At 66.5% G+C, this 22,827-nt stretch carries 18 protein-coding genes and 1 pseudogene; 14 read left to right on the top strand and 5 right to left on the bottom strand.

What is annotated here, in order from left to right; genetic code table 11:
* Positions 1-112: 112 nt before the first annotated feature.
* From ACSFA7_RS00660 to ACSFA7_RS00630, 7 genes and pseudogenes are all read left to right on the top strand, one after another.
* Entirely contained in the window at positions 113-2,005 is a 1,893-nt protein-coding gene (locus tag ACSFA7_RS00660; RefSeq protein WP_435497614.1) for a hypothetical protein, read from the top strand.
* 160 nt (positions 2,006-2,165) lie between these two features.
* Positions 2,166-5,387, top strand: a complete 3,222-nt coding sequence (locus ACSFA7_RS00655) for an efflux RND transporter permease subunit (protein WP_435498869.1) — start codon at positions 2,166-2,168, stop codon at positions 5,385-5,387.
* A 4-nt stretch (positions 5,388-5,391) separates the two neighbouring features.
* Positions 5,392-6,645, top strand: coding sequence for an efflux RND transporter periplasmic adaptor subunit (locus tag ACSFA7_RS00650; protein WP_435497613.1), 1,254 nt, complete (start codon positions 5,392-5,394; stop codon positions 6,643-6,645).
* Positions 6,642-8,060: an efflux transporter outer membrane subunit gene (locus ACSFA7_RS00645; RefSeq protein WP_435497612.1), complete on the top strand. Its 1,419-nt coding sequence runs from the start codon at positions 6,642-6,644 to the stop codon at positions 8,058-8,060. Before ACSFA7_RS00650 ends, ACSFA7_RS00645 begins: the two co-directional genes overlap by 4 nt.
* Positions 8,061-8,136: 76 nt before the next feature.
* Positions 8,137-9,813: pseudogene (locus ACSFA7_RS00640) on the top strand (PAS domain S-box protein); the annotation flags it as partial.
* Positions 9,814-9,906: 93 nt separating this feature from the next.
* Positions 9,907-10,524 (top strand): response regulator transcription factor, encoded by a 618-nt coding sequence (locus ACSFA7_RS00635; RefSeq protein WP_435498868.1) that lies wholly within the window; start codon positions 9,907-9,909, stop codon positions 10,522-10,524.
* 133 nt (positions 10,525-10,657) lie between these two features.
* Positions 10,658-12,001 (top strand): MFS family transporter, encoded by a 1,344-nt coding sequence (locus ACSFA7_RS00630; protein WP_435497611.1) that lies wholly within the window; start codon positions 10,658-10,660, stop codon positions 11,999-12,001.
* A 62-nt stretch (positions 12,002-12,063) separates the two neighbouring features.
* On the opposite strand, the gene ACSFA7_RS00625 is transcribed toward ACSFA7_RS00630, so the two are convergent.
* Positions 12,064-13,161, bottom strand: a complete 1,098-nt coding sequence (locus ACSFA7_RS00625; protein ID WP_435497610.1) for a PA0069 family radical SAM protein — start codon at positions 13,159-13,161, stop codon at positions 12,064-12,066.
* Between the two features lie 119 nt (positions 13,162-13,280).
* Here ACSFA7_RS00625 and ACSFA7_RS00620 point away from each other — a divergent pair, with 119 nt between their 5' ends.
* Genes ACSFA7_RS00620 through ACSFA7_RS00595 form a run of 6 tightly spaced genes read left to right on the top strand, consistent with a single transcriptional unit; the run spans position 13,281 to position 17,445 of the window.
* Complete coding sequence (locus tag ACSFA7_RS00620; protein WP_435497609.1) at positions 13,281-13,865, top strand: GbsR/MarR family transcriptional regulator; 585 nt, start codon at positions 13,281-13,283, stop codon at positions 13,863-13,865.
* 60 nt (positions 13,866-13,925) lie between these two features.
* Positions 13,926-14,357, top strand: a complete 432-nt coding sequence (locus tag ACSFA7_RS00615) for a thiol-disulfide oxidoreductase DCC family protein (RefSeq protein ID WP_435497608.1) — start codon at positions 13,926-13,928, stop codon at positions 14,355-14,357.
* 59 nt (positions 14,358-14,416) lie between these two features.
* The gene (locus ACSFA7_RS00610; RefSeq protein WP_435497607.1) at positions 14,417-15,367 is read left to right on the top strand and encodes an SAM-dependent methyltransferase; all 951 of its coding nucleotides are present in this window, start codon (positions 14,417-14,419) and stop codon (positions 15,365-15,367) included.
* A 29-nt stretch (positions 15,368-15,396) separates the two neighbouring features.
* Positions 15,397-16,449 carry an SRPBCC domain-containing protein gene (locus ACSFA7_RS00605; RefSeq protein ID WP_435497606.1) on the top strand — a complete coding sequence of 351 codons (1,053 nt, stop codon included), beginning with the start codon at positions 15,397-15,399 and terminating at the stop codon, positions 16,447-16,449.
* Positions 16,446-17,069, top strand: coding sequence for a DUF4166 domain-containing protein (locus tag ACSFA7_RS00600; RefSeq protein ID WP_435497605.1), 624 nt, complete (start codon positions 16,446-16,448; stop codon positions 17,067-17,069). The genes ACSFA7_RS00605 and ACSFA7_RS00600 overlap by 4 nt, the downstream gene beginning before the upstream one ends.
* A gap of 28 nt (positions 17,070-17,097) precedes the next feature.
* The gene (locus tag ACSFA7_RS00595) at positions 17,098-17,445 is read left to right on the top strand and encodes a DOPA 4,5-dioxygenase family protein (protein ID WP_435497604.1); all 348 of its coding nucleotides are present in this window, start codon (positions 17,098-17,100) and stop codon (positions 17,443-17,445) included.
* 10 nt (positions 17,446-17,455) lie between these two features.
* On the opposite strand, the gene ACSFA7_RS00590 is transcribed toward ACSFA7_RS00595, so the two are convergent.
* Entirely contained in the window at positions 17,456-18,112 is a 657-nt protein-coding gene (locus ACSFA7_RS00590) for a glutathione S-transferase family protein (RefSeq protein WP_307509165.1), read from the bottom strand.
* 80 nt (positions 18,113-18,192) lie between these two features.
* Here ACSFA7_RS00590 and ACSFA7_RS00585 point away from each other — a divergent pair, with 80 nt between their 5' ends.
* Positions 18,193-19,410 carry a polyhydroxyalkanoate depolymerase gene (locus tag ACSFA7_RS00585; RefSeq protein ID WP_435497603.1) on the top strand — a complete coding sequence of 406 codons (1,218 nt, stop codon included), beginning with the start codon at positions 18,193-18,195 and terminating at the stop codon, positions 19,408-19,410.
* A 23-nt stretch (positions 19,411-19,433) separates the two neighbouring features.
* On the opposite strand, the gene ACSFA7_RS00580 is transcribed toward ACSFA7_RS00585, so the two are convergent.
* Genes ACSFA7_RS00580 through ACSFA7_RS00570 form a run of 3 tightly spaced genes read right to left on the bottom strand, consistent with a single transcriptional unit; the run spans position 19,434 to position 22,798 of the window.
* Positions 19,434-20,150, bottom strand: coding sequence for a glycosyltransferase family 2 protein (locus ACSFA7_RS00580; protein ID WP_435497602.1), 717 nt, complete (start codon positions 20,148-20,150; stop codon positions 19,434-19,436).
* Positions 20,151-20,156: 6 nt separating this feature from the next.
* Positions 20,157-21,716 carry a phosphotransferase gene (locus ACSFA7_RS00575; protein ID WP_435497601.1) on the bottom strand — a complete coding sequence of 520 codons (1,560 nt, stop codon included), beginning with the start codon at positions 21,714-21,716 and terminating at the stop codon, positions 20,157-20,159.
* Complete coding sequence (locus ACSFA7_RS00570; protein ID WP_435497600.1) at positions 21,713-22,798, bottom strand: hypothetical protein; 1,086 nt, start codon at positions 22,796-22,798, stop codon at positions 21,713-21,715. Before ACSFA7_RS00570 ends, ACSFA7_RS00575 begins: the two co-directional genes overlap by 4 nt.
* Between the last annotated feature and the right edge of the window lie 29 nt (positions 22,799-22,827).

Here is a 22,827-nt window from a genome sequence, read left to right as displayed (position 1 = left end):
AGTGCAATAGACAGCGAAAATGGCGCCTCGGCCGATCGGCTGCAACCGTAAAAGAACTCCGTACCTGATGGAAAAATGCATCGATGTGCGTGGAGGCCCTGCGTGGCACTCCATGGCCGCAACTCTCGCAACCTGGTTTGCGGCAATCCTCACCGTCTTGATCCTCGTTCCCTTCTCCACGAGTTTCCCGGACGGATCGCTGGACATGTCCTGGATGCACGCGCTGAATGTTGCGGCCGGGAAGAACTTGCAGTTCGGGCGTGATCTCATCTTCACCTTCGGCCCACTGGCTACGGTTTACTCGCGACAGTATTTCCCTGCGACCGACACAGCGATGCTCGCGGGGGCGCTCTTGATCGCCGGATCGCTATTCTTGAGCTTCCGGACCATCAGTGGCGCGCAGAACAGGGCCTGGCTGCTCGCCTTGCCTTTCTTGCTCAGCCAGGCCAACTTGCTCGATCCGATCTTCCTGGGTCTCCCGCTGTCGGTCTTGCTCGCCAGCGCGAAGCCTGCCAAGGAGCGATACCTGTATGTTTCCTCGCTGCTTTTGGGCATGGCCGCCATATCCATCCTCTTGCTCATAAAAGGCAGCGCGCTTCCAACTGTGGTGTTTTGCGGTGGTGCCACCCTGGCAGTGGTCTGGCGCAGATCGGTAATGCTGGCATCGCTGGGTGCAGTGGTCTTTGTGTCGACATTGCTTGTGGCGTGGGTGGCTTGCGGGCAGGCGATATCCAACCTGCCGGCGTATTTCATGGCACAAACTTCCATCATCTCGGGATACACCGACGCCATGTCGACCCTGGGGCGTAGAAGCGACATCGCCGTCTACGCACTCTGTGCGCTGCTGCTCTTGAGGTCCGCCTGGCATTTGAATCGGCAGTACCGATGGATCTTCCTGAGCGCGACGGGGCTGTTCTTCTTTCTTTGCTTCAAGGCCGGTTTTGTCCGTCATGACGGACACGCCATTGCAGCCGCTTTCGCCCCGGTGTTCGTGGCCTTTCTCTGCCTGGTGTGGTTGCCTCGGTGGAGCGCCGTAGCAGCACTTGGGATCGCAGCCCTCAACTGGGGGTTTATCGCGTCAAACGTCGCCCCGGTGACCCCCATGGCCGTGGCCGAAAGCTTTCGTTTGGCGGTCAGGAGCGGGGCCGCCGGCATAGTAAATCGTGCCAAAGGGATATTCCTTTTTGATGAGGCCTTCGAACGTGCAAATGCGAGCATCCGGACGGCGCATCCGCTGCCAGTGTCCCAAGGCACAGCGGATCTCTATCCGTCCGACATCTCCGTCCTGCTCGCCAGTGGCAACAACTGGACCCCTCGACCGATCCCGCAGAGTTATTCCGCCTACACGCAAGGCCTTGCACGTGCCAATGCGGACCACCTTCGTATTGCGGGCCCCGACTGGGTCTTTTTTTCGGTGGCCCCCATTGACGACCGTTATCCGACCATCGAAGACGGTGCGAGCTGGCCAGTGCTACTGAACCAGTACCGGGTGACCCAACTCGCCGGCTCCTATGCGGTCCTTGCCCGCGACACATCGGTTTCACCATTTGACTTGGGGGCCGCCGTTTCGCAGCGCACGATGCGGCTGGGCGAGCTGATCGACGTGCCGGCGCTGGATTCGCCGATGTTCGTTCAAATCGACGTGCGCCCGACGGCGATCGGCAGGGCGGCTTCCATTGCATTCAAATCCCCGCAGCTTCATCTCACTGCAACCTATCCCGACGGAAAGTCGCGAGCCTACCGTTACATCGCAGGCATGGGACAGTCAGGCTTCCTGCTCGCGCCGACGATCTCGAGCGCCATCGACTTTGCCAAGCTCAAGTCATCGAACTGGAAGTCATACCTGGGCCACCAGATACCGGTGAAGTTCGGAATATTCGGCGACAGCGGAACCCGCTTCGCGTGGCAGGGTTCATTCGAGGTGAAGTTCTTCAAACTGCCTGTAGCCCATGACGCGGCGATCGAAGACATGCTGCGCCCTGCTCAAAGCACACCGCCTCGCTGACTGGATCGAAGGGGCCGGGGTCAAGCTGCGCGTATTACCAGCCGAATCCCGTCCACATGCGGCCTTTTGGTAAAGCGCCACACCCTGAGAAAACGGCGGCAGCAAACTTAAATCTACTTCCTTATGATGCGAAACCTTTTTCCGCCGGAAGCAGAGAGCCCTGTCCATGGTCCAGCTCGCGTTGCGTCGCCCTTACACCTTCATCGTCATGGCGATGCTGATCGTGCTGGCCACGCCTTTTGTCCTGGCGCGCATGGCCACCGACATCTTTCCGGAAATCAACATCCCGGTGGTCAGCGTCATCTGGAACTACACGGGCCTGCCGGCCCAGGAGATGGGCCAGCGCATCTCGGGCCAGGTCGAGCGGGGCCTGACCACCACGGTGAGCGACATCGAGCACATCGAGTCGCAGTCGCTCGCGGGCGTGTCCATCATCAAGGTGTTCTTCCAGCCCACGGCCAACATCGAGATGGCCATCTCGCAGGTGGTGGCCTCGATGCAGGCGCAGGTGCGCCAGCTGCCGCCGGGCATCACGCCGCCGCTGGTCATCAAGTATTCGGCCTCGAGCGTGCCGGTGATCCAGCTGGCGCTCTCCAGCCCCACGCGCTCTGAAAACTCGCTCTTCGACGCCACCGTCAACCAGCTGCGCCCGCAGCTCATCACCGTGCCGGGCGCAGCCATCCCGTTCCCCTACGGCGGCAAGAACCGGCTGATCTCGGTCGACCTGGACACCCAGGCGATGCAGGCGCGCGGCCTCACGCCGGCCGACGTGGTGAACGCGGTCAACACGCAGAACCTGATCCTGCCCTCGGGCACCGCCAAGTTCGGTGCCACCGAATACAGCGTGCGCATGAACGGCTCGCCCGACGCCATCGCGGGCCTGAACGACCTGCCGGTGCGCACGGTGAACGGGGCCACCACCTACCTGCGCGATGTGGCCTATGTGCGCGACGGCTTCTCGCCGCAGACCAACATCGTGCGCCAGGACGGCGTGCGCGGCGTGCTGCTGTCGGTGCTCAAGAACGGCGGCGCCTCCACGCTGGACATCGTGGCGAACATCCGCGCGATGCTGCCGATCGCCACCCAGTCGATGCCGCAGGACATCAAGGTCACGCCGCTCTTCGACCAATCGGTGTTCGTGAAGGCAGCCGTGAAGGGCGTGGTGTTCGAGGCCATCCTGGCGGCGGCGCTCACGGCGGCGATGGTGCTGCTGTTCCTGGGCAACTGGCGCAGCACGCTCATCATCGGCCTCACGATTCCGCTGTCGATCCTGGCCTCGATCCTGGTGCTGTATTCGCTGGGCGAAACGCTCAATCTCATGACGCTGGGCGGGCTTGCGCTCTCGGTGGGCATCCTGGTGGACCAGGCGATCGTGACCATCGAGAACATCGAGCGCCACCTGCACATGGGCACGCCGCTCCGGGAAGCCATCGAGGTCGGCGCGGGCGAGATCGGGAGCGCGGCCTTCGTTTCCACGCTGTGCATCTGCATCGTGTTCGTGCCGATGTTCTTTCTCTCGGGCGTGGCGCGCTTCCTGTTCGTGCCGCTGGCCGAGGCGGTGGTGTTCGCGATGCTGGCCTCCTACCTGCTCTCGCGCACGCTGGTGCCTACGCTGGTGATGCTGCTGATGGGCGGCGTGCACGCGCAGCCGGTCGAAGGCAAGAAGCCGAGCGCGCTGCAGCGCGTCTACCAGAGCTTCGACCGCCGCTTCGAACGCGTGCGCCGCGCCTACACGCTGCTGCTGTCGGTGGTGCTGTCGAAGCGCGGCGGTTTCATTGGCCTCTTCCTCGGCTTCTGTCTTCTTTCCTGCCTGCTGTATCCGGTGCTGGGCCGCGACTTCTTCCCGACCGTGGACGCGGGCCAGATTCGCCTGCACGTGCGCGCGCCCACCGGCACCCGGATCGAGGAAACCGCGCGCCTGACCGACCGCGTCGAAGTCGCCATCCGCGAACTGGTGCCGGCCGACCAACTCGAGACCATCCTCGACAACCTGGGCATTCCCAACAGCGGCATCAACCTCTCGTACAGCAACGCCGGCACCATCGGCACCTTCGATGCCGAACTGCTGCTCTCGCTGAAGGACGGCCACCGGCCCACCGAGGAGTTCGTCACGCTGCTGCGCGCGGAGCTGCCCAAGCGCTTTCCGGGTATCGAGTTCTTCTTCCAGCCCGCGGACATCGTCACGCAGATCCTGAACTTCGGCCTGCCCGCGGCCATCGACGTGCAGTTCAGCGGCGCCGACATCGCGGGCAACGCGGCGCGCGCGGCCGAGCTCACGAAAGCGATCAGGCAGATCCCGGGCGCGGTCGATGCGCACGTGCACCAGCGGCTCGACGGCCCCAGCCTCAACCTGCAGATGGACCGCACGCGGCTGCAGCAGTACGGCCTCACCGCCGCCAACGTGGGGCAGAACGTGCTGATCGCGCTCTCGGGCAGTTCGCAGACGGCGCCGGCCTTCTGGCTCAATCCGGTGAACGGCGTGGTCTACAGCATCGCGGTGCAGACGCCGCAGTACAACATCGACTCGCTCGATTCGCTGCTCAACATCCCGGTGGGCGCGGGCGGCGCGGCGGCCGCGAGCGGCGCCTCGCAGCAGTTGCTGGGCAACCTGGTCGATGCGCAGGCGGCGCGCCAGCCGGCCGTGATGTCGCGCTACAACATCGCGCCGGTCATCGACGTCTACGTGAGCGTGCAGGGCACCGACCTCGCAAGCGTGGCCTCCAAGGTGCAGGTGCTGGTCGACGAGATGCGGCCCAAGCTCTCGCGCGGCAGCCAGGTCACCATCCGCGGGCAGGTGCAGACGATGCAATCGTCGTTCATCGGCCTGGGTGTGGGGCTGGCGATGGCGATCGTGCTGGTGTACCTGCTGATCGTGGTCACCTTCCAGTCGTGGCTGGACGCGGCCATCATCATCACCGCCCTGCCCGCGGCGCTCGCCGGCATCGCGTGGATGCTGTTCATTACCGGCACCACGCTGAGCGTGCCCGCGCTCACGGGCGCGATCATGACCATGGGGGTGGCCACGGCCAACTCCATCCTGCTGGTGTCGTTCGCACGCGAGCGGCTGCAGGCCGGCATTCCGCCGCTCTCGGCCGCGCTCGAAGGCGGCGCCACCCGCATCCGGCCGGTGCTGATGACGGCGCTGGCCATGATCATCGGCATGATCCCGATGGCACTGGGCCTCGGCGAAGGTGCCGAGCAGAACGCGCCGCTGGGCCGTGCGGTCATCGGCGGTCTGCTTTTTGCCACGGTGTCGACATTGTTTTTCGTGCCCGCCGTGTTCGCGGGGGTGCACAGTCGGCTTGCGCATCGCAAGGCGGCACGCGAAGAAGCCGGCCACTCGGGTCACACGCCAGCGGGCGCAGCGCCCCAGGAGAACTGATTTCATGACGGAGCAACGCCACTCGGCATTGGCCATCCACCCCATCGCGGTCGAAGAGGGCGAAGGCGAACTGCTGCGCCGCCGGCAGATCGTGAAGCGCACGCGCTGGCTCGTCGTGATCGTGCTGGTGCTGCTGGCGCTCGGTGCGGCGCGCACGGTGTTCGTGCGCATCGCCAACGCGCGTGCGCTCGAAGCGGGCACTACGGAGCGCGCCAAGCTCTACGTGCAGACCGCCCTTCCGCGCACGCCCACCGCCGGCCAGACGCTGGCGCTGCCGGGCACGCTGCAGGGCTTCGTGCAGTCGCCGATCTCGGCGCGCGCGAGCGGCTACCTCAAGCGTTGGACCAAGGACATCGGCAGCCGCGTCGAAAAGGGCGAGCTGCTCGCGGAAATCGAAACGCCCGAAATCGACCAGCAACTCTCGCAAGCCGTGGCGGCACGTGCGCAAGCGGCTTCGGGCCTCTCGCTCGCACAGAGCACGGCCGAGCGCTGGGAAAACCTGCGCAAGAAGGACGTGGTCTCGCAGCAGGACCTGGACGAACGCCGCAGCGCCGTCGCGCAGGCCACCTCGAACGTGGCCGCCGCCGATGCCAACGTGCAGCGCCTGAAGCAGACCGAAGGCTTCAAGCGCGTCGTCGCGCCATTCGCGGGCGTCATCACCCGCCGCAACGTCGACGTGGGCGACCTGATCGATGCGGGCGCGGGCGGCGGCGCCGGCCGCGCGCTCTTCATGCTGGCGCAGACCGATCCGCTGCGCGTGTACATCAACGTGCCGCAGGCCTACGCCCAGCTCGTGAAGGCCGGCCAGCCGGTGGTGGTGACGCAGGCCGAGCTGCGCGGCCAGACCTTCAAGGGCGAAGTGGCGCGCACCTCGGGCGCCATCGACGCGACCACGCGGATGATGCAGGTCGAGGTGTCGCTGCCCAATCGCGACGGCGCGCTGCTGCCGGGCGCCTACGTGCAGGTGTCGCTGCCGCTGGCCGCGGCTCGCACGATCACGGTGCCGGCCAATGCGCTGTTGTTCCGCGCCGAGGGCACGCGCATCGCGGTGGTCGATGCGCAGGGCCGCATCGCGCTGCGCGCGGTGACGCTGGGCCGCAACTACGGCGAGAACGTCGAGGTGATCGACGGCCTCGGCAACAACGACCGCATGGTGCTCAACCCCTCCGACTCGCTGGCCGAAGGCGACGTGGTGACGGTGGCGCCTGATGAGCCCGCCCCCGCTGCAAAGGCAGCCGCCAAAAAGGAACCGGCGTGAGACTGCGGGTCATTGCCGCCGCCATCGCGGCATTGCTCGCCGCGGGCTGCGCGGTCGGGCCCGACTACAAGACGCCTGAGACCCCACTGCCCGTCAGCTGGACGCTCGAGGCGCCCTGGCGCCAGGCCACGCCGAACGACGTGGCCGACAAGGGCCCGTGGTGGAAGCGCTTCAACGATGCGCAACTCGACGCGCTGCAGGACAAGGCCCTCGCCGGCAGCCCGACGCTGACCATCGCCAACGCCCGGCTCGCCCAGGCGCGTGCCAATCTCGATGTCAGCTCGGCCAGCCGATTCCCGCAGCTGGGCCTCGGCGCCCGCGCCTCGCGCCTGAAGATTTCGGCCAACCGGCCGCTCACGAACTACGCGACCACCAACGCATCGACGGTGCAGAACGACTTCGCGCTGTCACTCAACGCCAGCTACGAGCTCGACCTGGCCGGCCGCGTGCAGCGCACGGTCGAAGGCGCGACGGCATCGGCCGAGCAATCGGCCGCGGACCTCGCGAACACGCGCCTCGTGCTCACCGCGGACGTGGCGAACAACTACTTCAACCTGCGCTCGACCGACATCGAGCTGGACGTGCTCTCGCGCTCCATCGGCCTGCAGCGCCGCGCGCTCGAGCTGGTCACCGCGCGGCACGACCTGGGCGCCGTCTCGGGCCTCGACGTGGCGCAGCAGCAGGCGCTGCTGGAAACCACGCTGACGCAGGTCGATGTGCTCAAGAAGCAGCGCGCGCAGTACGAGCACGCGCTCGCCACCCTCACCGGTACACCGGCGCCGAGTTTCGCGCTCCCCGTGGACCTGCGCGAGATCCGCCCCCCTGCGGTGCCGCTGGGCGTGCCGTCCGAAATCCTCCAGCGCCGGCCCGACGTGGCTTCGGCCGAACGTTCGATGGCGGCCGCGAATGCACAGATCGGCGTGGCCACCGCGGCCTTCTACCCGAGCTTCATCATCTCGCCGACCGTGGGCGTGGACAGCCGGTTGATCGAATCGCTGTTCAACGGACCAAGCCTCCTGTGGTCGGTGGGCGTGTCGGCCACGCAGGTACTGTTCGACGGCGGGCGCGTGCGCGCGAATGTGGATTTCGCCAAGGCCGGCTACGACGCCACCGTGGGCAACTACCGCCGCACGGTGCTCACCGCGATGCAGGAAGTGGAAGACGGCATCACCGGGCTCTCCGCGCTCGACAGCGCCACCACGCAGGCACAGGCGGCCGTTGCCGCCGCGCGCCGCGTGCTCGACATGGCGACCAGCCGCTACGAAGGCGGCGCGTCGACCTACCTCGATGTGATCACCGCGCAGCAGTCGCTGCTGACGGTCGAGCGTCAGGCCGCGCAGCTGCAGGGCCAGCGCCTGCTGACCTCGGTGTTTCTCGTGAAGGCGCTCGGCGGCGACTGGGAAGCGCCGGCCTGAGCGGTCGCGGCGCACGGGCGCCAGCGGACGGCGCGTGCAGAATCTCATCCGCCGCGCCAGCCGGCCCCGCTTCCTCATGCCGCCTCTCACGCCTGAACCGCCGACTTCCCACGCCCGCTCCGGCCGCCGCGCGCTGTTTGCCTGGGTGACGGCCATCGCGCTGACCGTGGCATTGATCGCCGCCGCGGGACAGTGGGCAGCGAACCGCGAAACGGCCTTCCAGACGGACTCGATCCGCCGCGCGATGGAAGTGCATGTGCTGGGCCTGCGCGACACCGCCGGCAAGTACGGCTACCTGCCGCTCACCGCGGGCATGCATCCCGACGTGCTCGCCGCGCTCGCGCATCCGCAGGATGCCGCCGCGCGCCAGCGTGCCAACCGCTACATCGAGGAAGTGAACCGCGACGCGGGCTCCGATGTGCTGTACCTGATCGACCCGCAGGGCTTCACGCTCGCAGCGAGCAACTGGGCCACGCCGCAGACTTTCGTCGGCGAGTCCTATGCCAACCGGCCCTACTTCATCGATGCGCTCGCGGGGCGCAACGGCCTCTTCTACGGCGTCGGCCAGACCACCGGCGAACCCGGGCTTTTTGTGTCCGCGCCCGTGCGCTCGGAGAACGGCGCCGTGCTGGGCGTGATGGCGGCCAAGGTCATCCTGCGCCAGGCGGCGTGGGCGTTCCTGCGCGACCCGATCCTGCTGACCGACGTCCACGGCATCGTCTTCCTGAGCTCGGTGCCATCGTGGATGTACCAGTCCACGCGGGCGCTGGGAGACGCGGACCTTGCGGAGGTACAGCGGCATCAGCAGTACGGCGCCCGCAACCGCTTTCCTGTCCTGCCCTGGACCGTGGAGAGCGGCGACGGGCAGCCCGCCTACCTCGTGCGCACCGACATCGACGGCCGCTCGCGCCGGTTCCTCGCAGTGGACGAAGCGTTGCCCGATCTCGGCTGGACCCTGACGGTGATGGCCGATCACGCGGAGGTGACCGACGCCCGCGAGCGCACCTGGATGCTCGGGCTGCTGGGTGCCGGCGTGCTGCTGCTGGGCGGGCTGTACTGGCAGTTGCGCGAGCGCCGATTCGCCGAGCAGCGCGATGCGCGGCGCGACCTGGAGCAGCGGGTGCGCGAGCGCACGCGTGCGCTGGACGAAGCGCACGCCTTCCGCAAGGCCATGGAAGACTCGCTGCTGGTCGGCATGCGCGCACGCAACCTGGAGGGCCGGATCATCTATGTCAACCCGGCCTTCTGCGAGATGGTCGGCTACGGCGCCGACGAGCTGCTCGGCCGGCTGCCGCCCTACCCCTACTGGCACCCCGACGACGTGGCGCAGCACTGGCGCCACAACGACACCATGCTGAGCGGGCAGACCGACCTCTCGGGCTTCGAATCGCGCCTGCGCCACCGGGACGGCCACGACGTCATCACCAGGGTCTACACCGCGCGCCTGATCGATGCCGGCGGCCAGCACAGCGGCTGGATGAGTTCGGTGGTGGACATCACCGCGCAGAAGCGCGCCGAACTGCGCCAGCGCGAGAACGACGAGCAGCTGCAGCATGCCCAGCGCCTGGCGAGCCTGGGCGAGATGGCCTCCACCCTCGCCCATGAACTGAACCAGCCGCTGATGGCGCTGAGCAATTTCGCGAGCGCCGCCAAGGCCTTCGCGGAACAGGGCAACCAGGCGCTGCTGGCCGACAGTCTCGACGAGACCGTGGCGCAGGCCCAGCGCAGTGCCGAGATCGTGCGCCGCATCCGCGGCTTCGATCGTGGAAGCCCACCGCGGGCGACTTTCCTTTGCCGACCGGGCCGGCGGCGGCACGGTCTTCACCCTGGAGCTGGAGGTTTCGACGTGAATGCCACCCTTGCCAACAACCTGTGCGTGGTCGACGACGACGAGGCCGTGCGCCGGTCGCTGGGCCTGTTGCTGCTGTCGCGCGGCTACGCGGTGCAGACCTTTGCCTCGGGCGAGGCGTTCCTGGCCAGCGCCGACGTCCAGCGCGCGGGCTGCGTCGTCCTCGATCTGCGCATGGAAGGCATGAGCGGGCTGCAGGTGTTCGATGCGCTGCGCGCGCAGGACAGTCCGCTGGTGGTGCTGTTCCTCTCCGGCCACGGCGACATTCCGATGGCGGTCGAGGCGGTGCAGAACGGCGCGTTCGGCTGGCTCGAGAAGCCCTGCAACGACGAACGCCTGCTGGAGAGCATCGCCAGGGCGCTGCAGCAGGCGCAGGACATTGCCGTGCGCCGGCAGGCCCGGCAGGCCGCGCAGTTGCTGTGGGCCAAGCTCACGCCGCGCGAGATGCAGGTGGCCCGGCTGGTCGCCGAGGGCAAGCCCAACAAGAAGATCGCGCTGGAGCTCGCGCCCCTGGAGCTGCGCACGGTGGAGACGCACCGCGCCCATGTGTTCGCCAAACTGGGCCTGTCGAACAGCCACGAACTCGACCGGTTCCTGCGGGAACACGCGCTCTAGGTATTTACCCTTGCGTACAGGTACGTAGCAGCGCGGCGGGCGGCTACGGACGACGGCGCGGCAGCGCCGGAAGAGACTCCCGGGCACAAGCTTCAGGCGGTCCCACGGGCCGCGCCCAGAGACAAGGACCCCAATGACCGCCATCGCCAGCGCCGGTGCCTCCAGCCCGGACGCATCCCTCCCCGACACCTCCTCCACGCCCTACACCTTCGAGGAAAAGCGCAAGCGCATCTTCGCGATCTTCGCGGCCTCGTCCGGCAACCTGGTGGAGTGGTTCGACTTCTACGTCTACGCGTTCTGCGCCATCTACTTTGCACCCGCGTTCTTCCCCAAGTCGGACCCGACGGCGCAGCTGCTGAACACGGCCGGCGTGTTCGCCGCCGGCTTCCTGATGCGCCCGATCGGCGGCTGGATCTTCGGCCGGCTGGCCGACCGCAAGGGCCGCAAGACCTCGATGGTGGTCTCGGTGACGATGATGTGCGTGGGCTCGCTGGTCATCGCCTGCCTGCCCACCTACGCCAGCATCGGCGCGGCGGCACCGGTGCTGCTGCTGGCCGCGCGGCTGCTGCAGGGCCTGTCGGTCGGCGGCGAATACGGCACCACCGCCACCTACATGAGCGAAGTGGCGATGCGCGGACAGCGCGGCTTCTTCTCGTCCTTCCAGTACGTGACCCTGATCGGCGGCCAGCTGCTGGCCGTGGTGGTCGTGGTCGTGCTGCAGCAGTTCCTGGACGATGCCGAGCTCAAGGCCTGGGGCTGGCGCATTCCCTTCGTGCTGGGCGCGGTGGCCGCGGTGGTGGCCCTCATGCTGCGCCGCTCGCTCACCGAAACCGCCAGCACCGAGACCCGCGCCGCCAAGGGCGCCGGCACCATGGGCGAACTGTTCAAGCACCACAAGCGCGCCTTCTTCATGGTGCTGGGCTACACGGCCGGCGGCTCGCTGATCTTCTACACCTTCACCACCTACATGCAGAAGTACCTGGTGAACTCGGCCGGCATGTCGATCAAGACGGCCAGCAACGTGATGACGGCATGCCTCTTCATTTACATGTGCATGCAGCCGCTGTTCGGCGCGCTGTCCGACCGCATCGGCCGGCGCAGCAACATGCTGCTGTTCGGCGTGCTCGGCGCGTTGATCACGGTGCCGGTGCTGACCAGCCTGCAGAGCGTGACCAGTCCGCTGCTGGCCGGCGTGCTGATCGTCGTGGCACTGGCCGTGGTGAGCTTCTACACCTCGATCAGCGGCATCGTGAAGGCCGAGATGTTCCCGCCCGAAGTGCGCGCGCTGGGCGTGGGCCTCTCGTACGCCGTGGGCAACGCCATCTTCGGCGGCAGCGCGGAATACGTGGCGCTGGGCCTGAAGTCGATCGGCCACGAGTCGTACTTTTATTGGTACGTGACGGCAATGATGGTGGTGGTTTTCGCGGTCAGCCTGATGCTGCCGCGCCGGGCGACCTACCTGCATCACGACAAGTAGGAACCGAAACGGCCGGGTGCTCGAGCAGCGCCGAGCGAAGGTCGCCGCCGCGCACGGATTCGCTAGAACAGATTGCCCTGCCCCACCGCTCCCGGCGGCCGGAACGCGGTGAGGTCCATCGGGATGCGCTCGCGGTTGAAGCCCAGGCGATTCGTCGCCTTCTGGAAGCGCTGGTGGATCAGGTCGGCCCACAGGTCCGAGCCCTTCATGCGCGTGGCGAAGTCGGCGTCGTAGTCCTTGCCGCCGCGCATCTCGTGGATGCGCGCCATGATGCGGTCCGCGCGCTGCGGGTAGTGCAGCGCGAGCCACTCCTTGAAGAGCGGTGCCACCTCCCATGGCAGCCGCACCACTGTGTAGAACGCGCTGCGCGCGCCGGCCTCCCAGGCGGCTTCGAGCACATGCTCCATGTCTTCGGTGACGAAGGGAATCTGCGGCGCCACGCTCACGCCCACCGGCACGCCCGCCTCGGCCAAGGTGCGGATGGTGCGCAGCCGCCGGTGCGGCGCGGCAGCGCGCGGCTCGAGCTTGCGGGCGAGTTCGCCGTCGAGCGTGGTCACGGTCACGTACACCGCCGCGAGGTGCTCGGCCGCCATCGGCGCGATGAGGTCGAGGTCGCGCTCGACGGCGCTCGACTTGGTGACCAGCGCGAACGGATGCCGCACTTCCTTGAGCAACTCGATGACCGAGCGCGTAAGCCGCAGCTCGCGCTCGATCGGCTGGTAGCAGTCGGTGGCGGTGCCGATCGCGATCTGGCTCGGCCGGTAGCTCTTGCGTCCGAGTTCGGCGCGCAGCACCTCGACGATGTTGCGCTTGGCGATGAGCTTGGTCTCGAAGTCGAGGCCGGGCGAGAGGTTCAGGTAGCTGTGCGTGGGCCGCGCGAAGCAGTAGATGCAGCCGTGCTCGCAGCCGCGGTACGGGTTGAGCGAGCGGTCGAAGTAGATGTCGGGCGATTCGTTTCCGGTGAGCACCGACTTCACGTCCTCGAAGCGCACCTCGGTCGCGAGGGGCATGAGCTCGTCGGCCTCGGCCACGCCTTCTTCGAGCGTGCCCCAGCCGTCGTCGAAGGCGTTGCGCTCGTCTTTGGAAAAACGGTGCGCCAGCCGCGTGGCCGCACCTCGCCCTTTGATGATGTGGATGGGAACGGGGGATGCGGGTGGCATGGCAAATCCTCAACAGGGAATTTACTGTTTATTCATACAGTATTCCACCATTCACATGGGCGTGGCGATTTTTCTATTTCTCTCTTGACAGAAACTCAAGAAATCCTAGACTCGGCCCCATGGAACTCACAGAAATTCAACGCAAGTTCGTCGTCCACTGGGGCGAAATGGGCTCCATGTGGGGCGTCAACCGCACCGTCTCGCAGATCCACGCCCTGCTCTTCGCCCACGGCAAGCCGATGCACGCCGAAGAGCTCTGCGACACGCTGGGTGTGGCGCGCTCCAACATCAGCAACAGCCTGAAGGAACTGCAAGCCTGGAACCTCGTGCGCGTCACCCACATCCTGGGCGACCGGCGCGACTATTTCGAGACCAGCGTCGACGTGTGGGAGCTGTTCCGCACCGTGGTGCGCGAGCGCAAGGAGCGCGAGTTCGACCCCACCGTCCGCGTGCTGCGGGAGCTCGTGTCCAGCCCCGATTTCCAGAAGGAGCCGGCCGACGCGCAAGACCGCATCCGCTCCACCATGGAACTCATGGACAAGCTCGCCACCTGGGCCGACGAGATGCTGCGGCTCTCGCCCGGCACGCTCGACAAGGTGCTGACGCTCGGGGCCAGCGTGCAGAAGTTTGTGCGCGGCGATGCGGCGCCTGCAGGCAAAGGTGACGATCCCGACGCGCACCACGCCAGCCTGCCGATGATCTGAGCCCTCTTTTTTTGCCCATTCATTTCTGTTTTGACAGAAATATCGGGAACCAAGAACGCCATGACCCGCATCACCGCCACGACCTATCCGCTCACCGTCTACTACGACGCCACCTGCCCGCTCTGCGTGGCTGAGATGAGCGCGATGCGCGCACGCGATGCCGCCGGCCGGCTGAACCTCGTCGACTGCTCGCCCCTCGGCTTCGCTGCCGGCCCGGCGCCACGCGAGACGCTGATGACGGCGATGCACGCGGTTGACGCCGCAAGTCTTGTGCTGTCCGGCGTCGCGGCGATTCGCGCCTGCCGCGCTGCGGTCGGTTTGCCCGCCGGTGGCGCACTGCTCGACCTGCCCGTCGTCGGCGCACTCGCCGACCGCGCCTATGCCGTGCTCGCGCGCAACCGCTACCGGCTGCCGCGCTGGCTCGTAGCGCGCCTCGCAGGCCGCGGCGCCATCGCGCCGGCCACCTGCGCCGACGACCGCTGCCACCTCTGAACCGATCACGCTGTCACGCCCTCAGGGAAACACAAGAACCAACGTCCGAAGGAGCCTTGATGCCCAACGTCTTCCAGCCCGACTTCCGCATGCCCTCCACCACGCCTCATGCGCCTGTGCACACTGCCAGCGCCCCCATCACGGCCGAGGACACGCAGGACTACTTCACCGAAGTGGCGGTCGACTACAGCGCCTGGAGCCCTAGTTACAACATGCACTTCGGCTTCTGGCGCGCGGGGCTCAATCCGCTTCGTCGCGAAGGCATGCTGGTGGAGATGAACCGCGCCGTCGGCCGCGCGTTGCGGCTCGACGAGATGCAACCCACCGCGGGCCAACGCCGCTGTGTCATCGACATGGGCTGCGGCGCCGGCGCCACCGCGCGCACGCTGGTCGGCGACGACCCGTCGCTCTACGCGGTCACCGTCACCAACGTGCCCGTGCAGAACCGCATCTCTGCACGGCTCGATGCAGCAGCCGGCGTCGCAGACCGCTTGGCCCACATCGAGGCCGACTACACCCGCACAGGCCTGCCCGCCGCACAGGCCGACGGCGCCTGGGCCCTCGAGAGCGCCTGCTACGCCGAAGGCACCGCCAAGGCCGACTTCGTGCGCGAGGCGGCGCGCCTGCTCAAGCCTGGCGCACGGCTTGTGGTGGTCGATGGTTTCCTGCTGCGGAAGAACCCGGGCCGCATCGCCGATTGGCTGCACCGTCTCTGGGCCGACAGCTGGGCCGTGCCCACGCTCGCCATGCGCGACGACTTCACTGCGGCGCTGCGCGACAACGGCTTCGAAGACATCGAATTCAAGTCGCTGCGCTGGCGCGTCGCGCCGAGCGCGCTGCACATCCCGGTGCTGGCCACGCGCTTCACGCTGGCCGAACTCTGGAAGGCGCGCGGCAGGCTGAGCCCGTGGCGCCGCAAGCACATCGTGGCGAGCTATTGCGCGCTCGCGCTGGGCATGTTTTGGCGCGACTTCGACTACTGCATGGTGACGGCCAAGCGCACCGACTGATACAACACAAAAGAGGAGAAGACGTTTCCATGAGCACCGAACCCGAAGAAAGCAGGCTCTCCGAGTTGGCCCCCATCACCCCCGCCGATGCAGAAGAGGAGGACAAGCCCCGCCGCCGCATGCCCTTCGCCTGGTTCTGGCCGCTGCTGGTCGGCGCGGCGGCCGCGCTCGTGCTGCGCATCGCCTTCAGCGGCGGGCCGGGCCACCCGTTCTCGGCAATGCTCGGCGCCTTCGTCTACCTGGCGCCCGCGGTGTGCGGCGCAGTCACCGTGTACATGGCCGAGCGCATCGAGCGGCGCAGCTGGGGCTACTACATCTGGGCGCCGTGGGTCTCGACCGCGCTCTTCGTCATCGGCACGCTGCTCGTGTTCATCGAAGGGATGATCTGCGCCGTCGTCATCGTTCCGCTCTTCGCGGTCATGGGCAGCGTCGGCGGCCTCGCGATGGGGCTCGTGTGCCGCGTCACCGATTGGCCCAAACCCGCGCTCTACAGCTTCGCGATGCTGCCGCTCGTGCTCGGCGCCATCGAGCCGCACCTGCCCAACCCCGACCAGTTCTCGACCACCTCGCGCACGCTCTTCATCGCCGCGCCGGCCGAACGCGTGTGGCACGAGCTGAACAATGCGCACGACATCCAGCCCGCCGAAGTCGACGACGCCTGGGCCTATCGCATCGGCGTGCCGCTGCCTCTCGCCGGCGTGACCGAGGAGACGCCCGAAGGCCGCGTGCGCAAGGTGCTGTGGCAGAAGAACGTGCACTTCGAGGAGGTCATCACCGAGTGGCAGCCCGGCCGCCTGCTGAAGTGGCGCTACCGCTTCTCGCCCGACTCCTTTCCCGCCGGCGCGCTGGACGACCACGTGATGATCGGCGGCCAGTACTTCGACCTGCGCGACTCGGCCTTCACGCTGACGCCGCGCAACGGCGGCACCGAGCTGCGCGTCGATGTGGCGTGGCGCGTGAGCACGCGCTTCAACTGGTATGCGGACCGGGTCGCGGAGTTCCTGCTGGGCGACGGGGCAGAGCACATCCTGCGTTTCTACAAGGCGCGCAGCGAAGGCACCGTGGCGGTGGCGGCACGATGACGACGGCGCAGCCACCCGTCTTCCAGCAGGCGCTCGGCGCGGAGTGGGCGCAGCTGGGCGACGTGATCCGCCGTCACTACACGATGACGCCGTTCTCCGACGATTACGTCTGCGTCCGCGGCACCATGCGCGAGGTCCATCACGCGCCATGGGCCGCGCTGCTGATGCCCTTCGGGCGCCTTTTCGGCGCGCTCGTGCCCTACACCGGCACCGACGTGCCGATCGAGGTTCACTACCGCTGCCAGCCCGATGATGCGAACCTGTACTGGGACCGCGTCTTCCACTTCGCAGGTCGCAAGCCCTTCCACTTCCGCTCGCACATGGAGCACACCGCATCGCACGGCGCCGAGGTGATCGAGTACGTGCGCTTCGGCATCGGCATGCGCCTGGCGGTGAGCGCGGAAGATGGCGCGCTGGTGTTCCGCGACAGGGGCTATATCTGGCGGATCGCGGGCCTTCGCATCCCGCTGCCCCTCGGGCTCTTCATGGGCACGGCCTATGTCGAGGAACGCCCCGACCCATCGAGCCCCGAGCACTTCACGATGAAGATGCTGCTGCGCCACCGCTGGTTCGGCGACGTGTTCCGCTACAGCGGGCGCTTTCACCTGCCTCGCAGTTGAAGCCCCGTGAGGCCACAATGCACACACCATGCCGCGCCGCCCCGAAAACCTCTACCCCCAGTACCACGCCCACGTCTACTTCGCCCCCGCCACGGTGGCGCAGGCGCGCGAGTTCTGCGAGCGTGCTGGCCATGAGCTGATGGTTGTCGTGGGCCGCGTGCACGAACGGCTCGTGGGACCCCATCCGCACTGGAGCTGCCAGCTGGCCTTCGATGCCGCCGAGTTCGACCAGGTGATCGAATGGCTCGATGCCAACCGCAACGGCCTGGACATCTTCGTGCACGGCGTGACGGGCGACGACCTCGCCGACCACACGACGCACGCGATGTGGCTCGGCGAAGAAAGCGCGCTCGACCTGCGGATGTTCCGGCGCTAGAAGAACAGGCTCAAAACTCCGCGTCCAGCTCGTCGATCTCCTCGGGCTCCTGCTTCGCGGCAGCCACCCATTCCTTCATCGCCGGCAGCTCCATCACGCGCTTGCAGTAGGCCGCACAGGTGCTGTCGAGCGCCACGTCATAGCTCAGGAACCGCGTGACCACCGGCGCATACATCGCATCGGCAATCCCCGGCTGCTTGCCGAACAAAAACGGCCCGCCGTAGGCCTTGAGGCATTCGCGCCAGATCGCGACGATGCGGTCGATGTCCGCCTGCGCGCGCGACCACACCTTGAAGTTCTTGAAGTGGGCCTTGATGTTCATCGGCAGCGCGCCGCGCATCGACGCGAAGCCCGAATGCATCTCGCCGCAGATCGCACGGCAGTGCGCGCGGGCGGCCGCGTCGGCCGGCAGCAGCCCGGCCTTGGGCTTGATCTCGTTGAGGTATTCGCCGATGGCCAGCGTGTCCCACACCTTCACGCCGCCGTGCTGCAACGAGGGCACGAGCATCGACGAGGAGAGCAGCAGCATCTCGGCCTTCATGGCCGGATCGTCGGGCGGAATGATCTTCTCGCTGAAGTCCAGCCCCGCCAGCCTGCACATCAGCCAGCCGCGCAGCGACCAGGCGCCGTAGTTCTTGCTGCTGATCGTGAGAACGGGTTTGGCCATCGGGAAGCTCCTTGACGTTGCTTGCTCGCGTGCAAGCCCCATGCCACCCGGCTGGCCCGCAACTTGCCTGCATCCCATGCATGCTGTACCGGGCCTACCAGAACCAAGCCGACCTTTTCTCGCCCTCGCGGCTCGCAGCGCAGTACTGGGGCAAGGCGCTCTGGAAGGACGGCACCGACCGCACCATGATGCGGCGCCTCGCCGCCCAATTCGAGGTGTTCTCGCGCATGCGGCTGACCCACTCGCGGCCCGCCTACGGCATCGACTCGGTGATGGTCGATGGCGCGGAAGTCGTTGTCCACGAAGAGAAAACGCTGACCGCGCCTTTCGGAACGCTGTTGCACTTCCGCAAGGACATCCAGGCCGTGCACCCGCCCGTGCTGCTGGTTGCACCACTGTCGGGCCATTTCGCGACGCTGCTGCGCGAAACCGTGCGCACGCTGCTGCGCGACCACGACGTGTATCTGACCGACTGGCACAACGCGCGCGACGTGCCGCTGTGGCATGGCGGGTTCAGCCTCGACGACTACACGCTGCAGCTCATCCAGTTCCTCGAAGCCATCGGCCCCGGCGTGCACATGGTGGCGGTCTGCCAGCCCTGCGTGGCCGCGCTCGCCGCCACCGCGCTCATGGCCGAAGACGACAACCCCGCCACGCCGCGCAGCCTCACGCTGATGGCGGGGCCGGTCGATTGCCGCATCAACCCCACGGGTGTGAACGTGCTCGCCACCAGCAAGCCCATCGAGTGGTTCCGCCGCAACCTCATCAGCCATGTGCCATGGCCGCATGCGGGTGCGATGCGGCGCGTGTACCCCGGCTTTTTGCAGCTCTCGGCCTTCATGAGCATGAACCCCGAGCGCCACAAGAAGCAGTTCCAGGACATGTTCACCCATCTCGTCGAAGGCGACATCGAGAAGGCCCGCACCATCGGCACCTTCTACGACGAGTACCTCGCGGTGAACGACCTGCCGGCCGAGTTCTACCTGGAGACGGTGGAGCGCGTGTTCCAGACCTACGACCTGCCGCGCGGCGTGCTCACCGTGGGCGACCGCACGGTGAACCCCGCGGCCATCCGCCGCACCGCGCTGCTCACGGTGGAAGGCGAGCGCGACGACATCTGCGCGGTCGGCCAGACGGTGGCCGCGCAAGACCTCTGCACCGGCATCCGGCCGTACCTCAAGACGCATCACCTGCAGGCGGGCGTCGGGCACTACGGGGTGTTCAGCGGCAGCAAGTGGAACGCGCAGATCTATCCGCGGGTGCGCGAGACGATCCACGCAGCGGCCGAGCTGCACTGAGCCGCAGCGGCTTCATGCCGCTTTCAGTCCCACCTCTTCGCAGCCGCCTCTTCGTACTCCTGCGGGGTTCCGCAGAACACGATTTCGCTGCGGTTGATCAGTTCGTAGGCCACGCGCCCGCCCTTCTCGATCAGCACGTTGTAGCAAGGCGCGATGTAGTACTCGCCCCGCGTCATCGAACGGTTCGCGCGCTGGTGCTCGAAGGCCTCGTTGAAGACCCGCGCGTCGGTGAAGTGATAGAGGCCGTCGCTGCACAGGTTGGAGATGCGCTCCTTCTCGGTTGTCCGGAGCACCGCATGGCCCGGGCCCGGTTCGACGAACGACCAGTGCTCGCCCTCTCCCTCGAACACCTCCAGGTACCCCTGCGCATCGGCGGCCCAGGGCGACTTCCTGAAACCCGGGCGGATGGTGTCGATGTTGAAGACGTACAGCGCATCGTCGCCGGGCATCTGCCGCAGCCCCTGGTGCACCGTGTCGGCCTGTCCGAGCGTGTCGCCCTCGATCTCGACGATGCGGAATTCCTTGACGCCCAGGTTCTTCAGTTCCTGCTCGAGGAACCCCGCGATGTCATGGTCGCGCCGCACCACGAAGAGAAAAAGATCGTCCTCGAAGTAGCGTTCGAACGACTTCACGACATGGAAGAACACCGTCTGCCCGTGCAGCGGCAGGCGGTACTTGGGCAGCGCGTAGCCGGCCTCGGTGAAACGGCGGCTCTTGCCCACCATGGGTATGACGAACATTTTTTCTCAGTGCTCCATGTGCTCGTAGAGGCGCAATGCGTTGGCGAGCATCGCGCGCTGGCGGCGCGGCGTGTCCTGGTGCAGCGGCAGCATCGACAGGAACAGCATGACGGTGACCGGTGCGACATGCCGCGCCGTCATGCCGTTCAACAACGGCAGGCCCGCGAACAGTTTTTGAATGGCGGCGGCGTCCTCGTCGGCATGGATGCGCAGCTGGAAGTCCAGCCCCGTGCCGTCGTCGATGTCGAAGGCATCGGCCACGATGTAGTCGTACAGGCCGAGCACCGAATGCGCGACCTTCGCGAGGTCGTAGCGCAGGTCACCCAGGAGCCTCGCCTCGCCGCGAAAGTTGAGGCCGCGCGGGTCGATCACCTTGATGCAGTCCGAGCGCGTGTCGAACAGGATGTTGCTGAAGCACAGGTCGCCATGCATCACGCCCGGCACCAGCGGCACGCGCGCCGCGGCCTCGATGCAGCGCGCCAGGATGGCCGAGAGCGACGGCAGTGCGCGGCCGTTCAGGCGCGTGGGCGCCGACACGCTCAGCCCGCACCCGTCGGCATAGGCGTTCATGCGCGCCCGGGTCTTTTCCGCAAGCATGCCGCGGCTGTCTTCGGCCACCAGCTGCCGCTCGCTGTCGGTCAAGGACACGGCCGACTGGCAGGCGGCCAGCCAGTCGGCCAGGTGCTTGAACACGCGCGACCAGAACGCCATCGAGTTGGAGCCGTGCACGTACAGCTCGTTGAGCGGTGCCATGCACATGTACTCCAGCTCGTAGCCGTAGCCATCGGGTGCGACCGGGCCGTGGTCCAGCAGCTGCGGCGCGTACACCCGAAGGCGCGGCGGCAGTGCGCCGAACCACTGCGCCTCCGCGCGGATCTTCTCGGCGGGCCTGCCCGTCTTGCGTACGCGGCGATCGCCGATCGCGAGGTCGTTGAACGCGCGCTGCGTGGTGATCTGCGCGCGCGAGCGATAGAAGGTGTTGACGTGCCCGAAGTCCGACCACTCGCCGGTGTGCACGCGCTCCAGATAGCAGGCCTCGTCGTAGGCCGAGACGGCCTTCTCGAACGAGCCGCGCGCCGCCACCAGGCACCTGGCCAGACGCCCCACCGACCGGAAGGCGAAGTAGCCGCACCACACACGCGTGCCGGCGTCCGGGCCGGGGTCGACATGCCAGTCGTAGTCGTCCGCGGATTCGGCCACGCAGAGGCAATCCCAGCCCGCCGGAAGGTCCTGGATCAGCGTGTCGCCGTGCAGGATGCGCAGCCCCTCGTCGTAGTTGCCGATCGTGTTGATCGAGAACAGCACCGAATCGGCCAGGGTCAGCCCATCGGGCACCCGCAGCACCTGCACCGCCTGCGCCTGCAGCGCGTGCGCATCGCGGTGCGGGATGGCGTAGCTCTCGGGCAGCGAGAGGTAGAGGGTCTCGCCGGGAAAGCGCGCTTGCAGCACCGCGAACTGCCGCAGGAACAGGCGGCGGTTGCCCACGGGAAGAAACGCGGGCGGCAGACGGCCGAATTCCGATTGCAATTCCGAATCGACGTAGGCGGCGGAGGTGATGACAATCACTGGACCTGCCCCGGGTCGATGGCGAGGAATTGTTTGACCTCCGCACCCGAAATCGAATAGGACGCCAGCGCGCGCTGCACGATTTTCATCAGCCGTGGATTGTGGATTGCGGCGCGCTGGACCTCGTTGGCCCAGGCATAGGGCGGCAGATTCTTTTCCTGGCCCACCACGTCGTCTTCCTCGTCCAGCCCTTCCAGGATCTTCAACATCAGGGAGCGGCCACGCCAGATGTTGTCCTTGATCACCGGCGTGCCATCGGCGAATTTCCGGTCCCGCAGTTCCGGGGGAATGATCATGGGAAATTCCTTTTTCTTGATGAGTTCGGCCAATCGATTCCAAAAATGCCGGACATCATAGGGATTGGGATTGAGAAAAACCTGATCGTTCAACTCCTGCAATGATGAAGGCAGCGGCGTGCTCCACAATTTCGGATTGCGATCGTTTTCCGCCAGGGTGACCCATTCCGCCCACTTGGCCATGCCTTCGAGAAACCAGCTGGCGCGGAACATGGTGTAGCCGTATTGGTAGAGATGGAACAATTCATGCGGAATCAAAAAATCCTTCACCCGCTCGTGATTACCCTTCAATGCGGAATTGATGGCCATTGAAATCGAGCATTTTTCGGCCCGGATGCGGCTTTCCGGATAACGGATGACTGCCGAAAACGACAGGCCGCGCTTGTCTGTGATTTCAGGACTGTAGACATCAAAATTCAGGAAATCGATATCGATGGATTCGGCCTGCCGGAATCTCGGGCTGGTGAGTGGGTCGCGAAATCCGTTGCGGTTGAAGATCTGACGGACGGTGTCCAGATGGAGCGCCGCATCCTCGACGATATCGGGCACGCCGTTGCGATTGAGATCTGCATTGGTATACAGCGCATGCGGTCCCGATTGCGTATAGAACACGCGAATGCCATTGAATTCGAATTTCTGTTCCAGTTCGAGCCGGTGCTGGTTCTTCGAATTCCGGCATCCCGGCGCTTCCTGCAATTCCCTGGCAGACACCAAAGGCACGCAGGCGGCATAGGCAATTGCGCCGCCTGCAAAAATCTGCTTCCATGGCAATCGGATGGCCGGCAACGGGGCGCCTGTGGCAGATATTCGCACGG

Origin of the sequence: Variovorax trehalosi, from assembly GCF_051216415.1 — a bacterium.
GTDB lineage: Bacteria > Pseudomonadota > Gammaproteobacteria > Burkholderiales > Burkholderiaceae_C > Variovorax.
The sequence above is the reverse complement of the archived record's forward strand: the minus strand, read 5'-3'. Positions and strand labels throughout refer to the sequence as shown.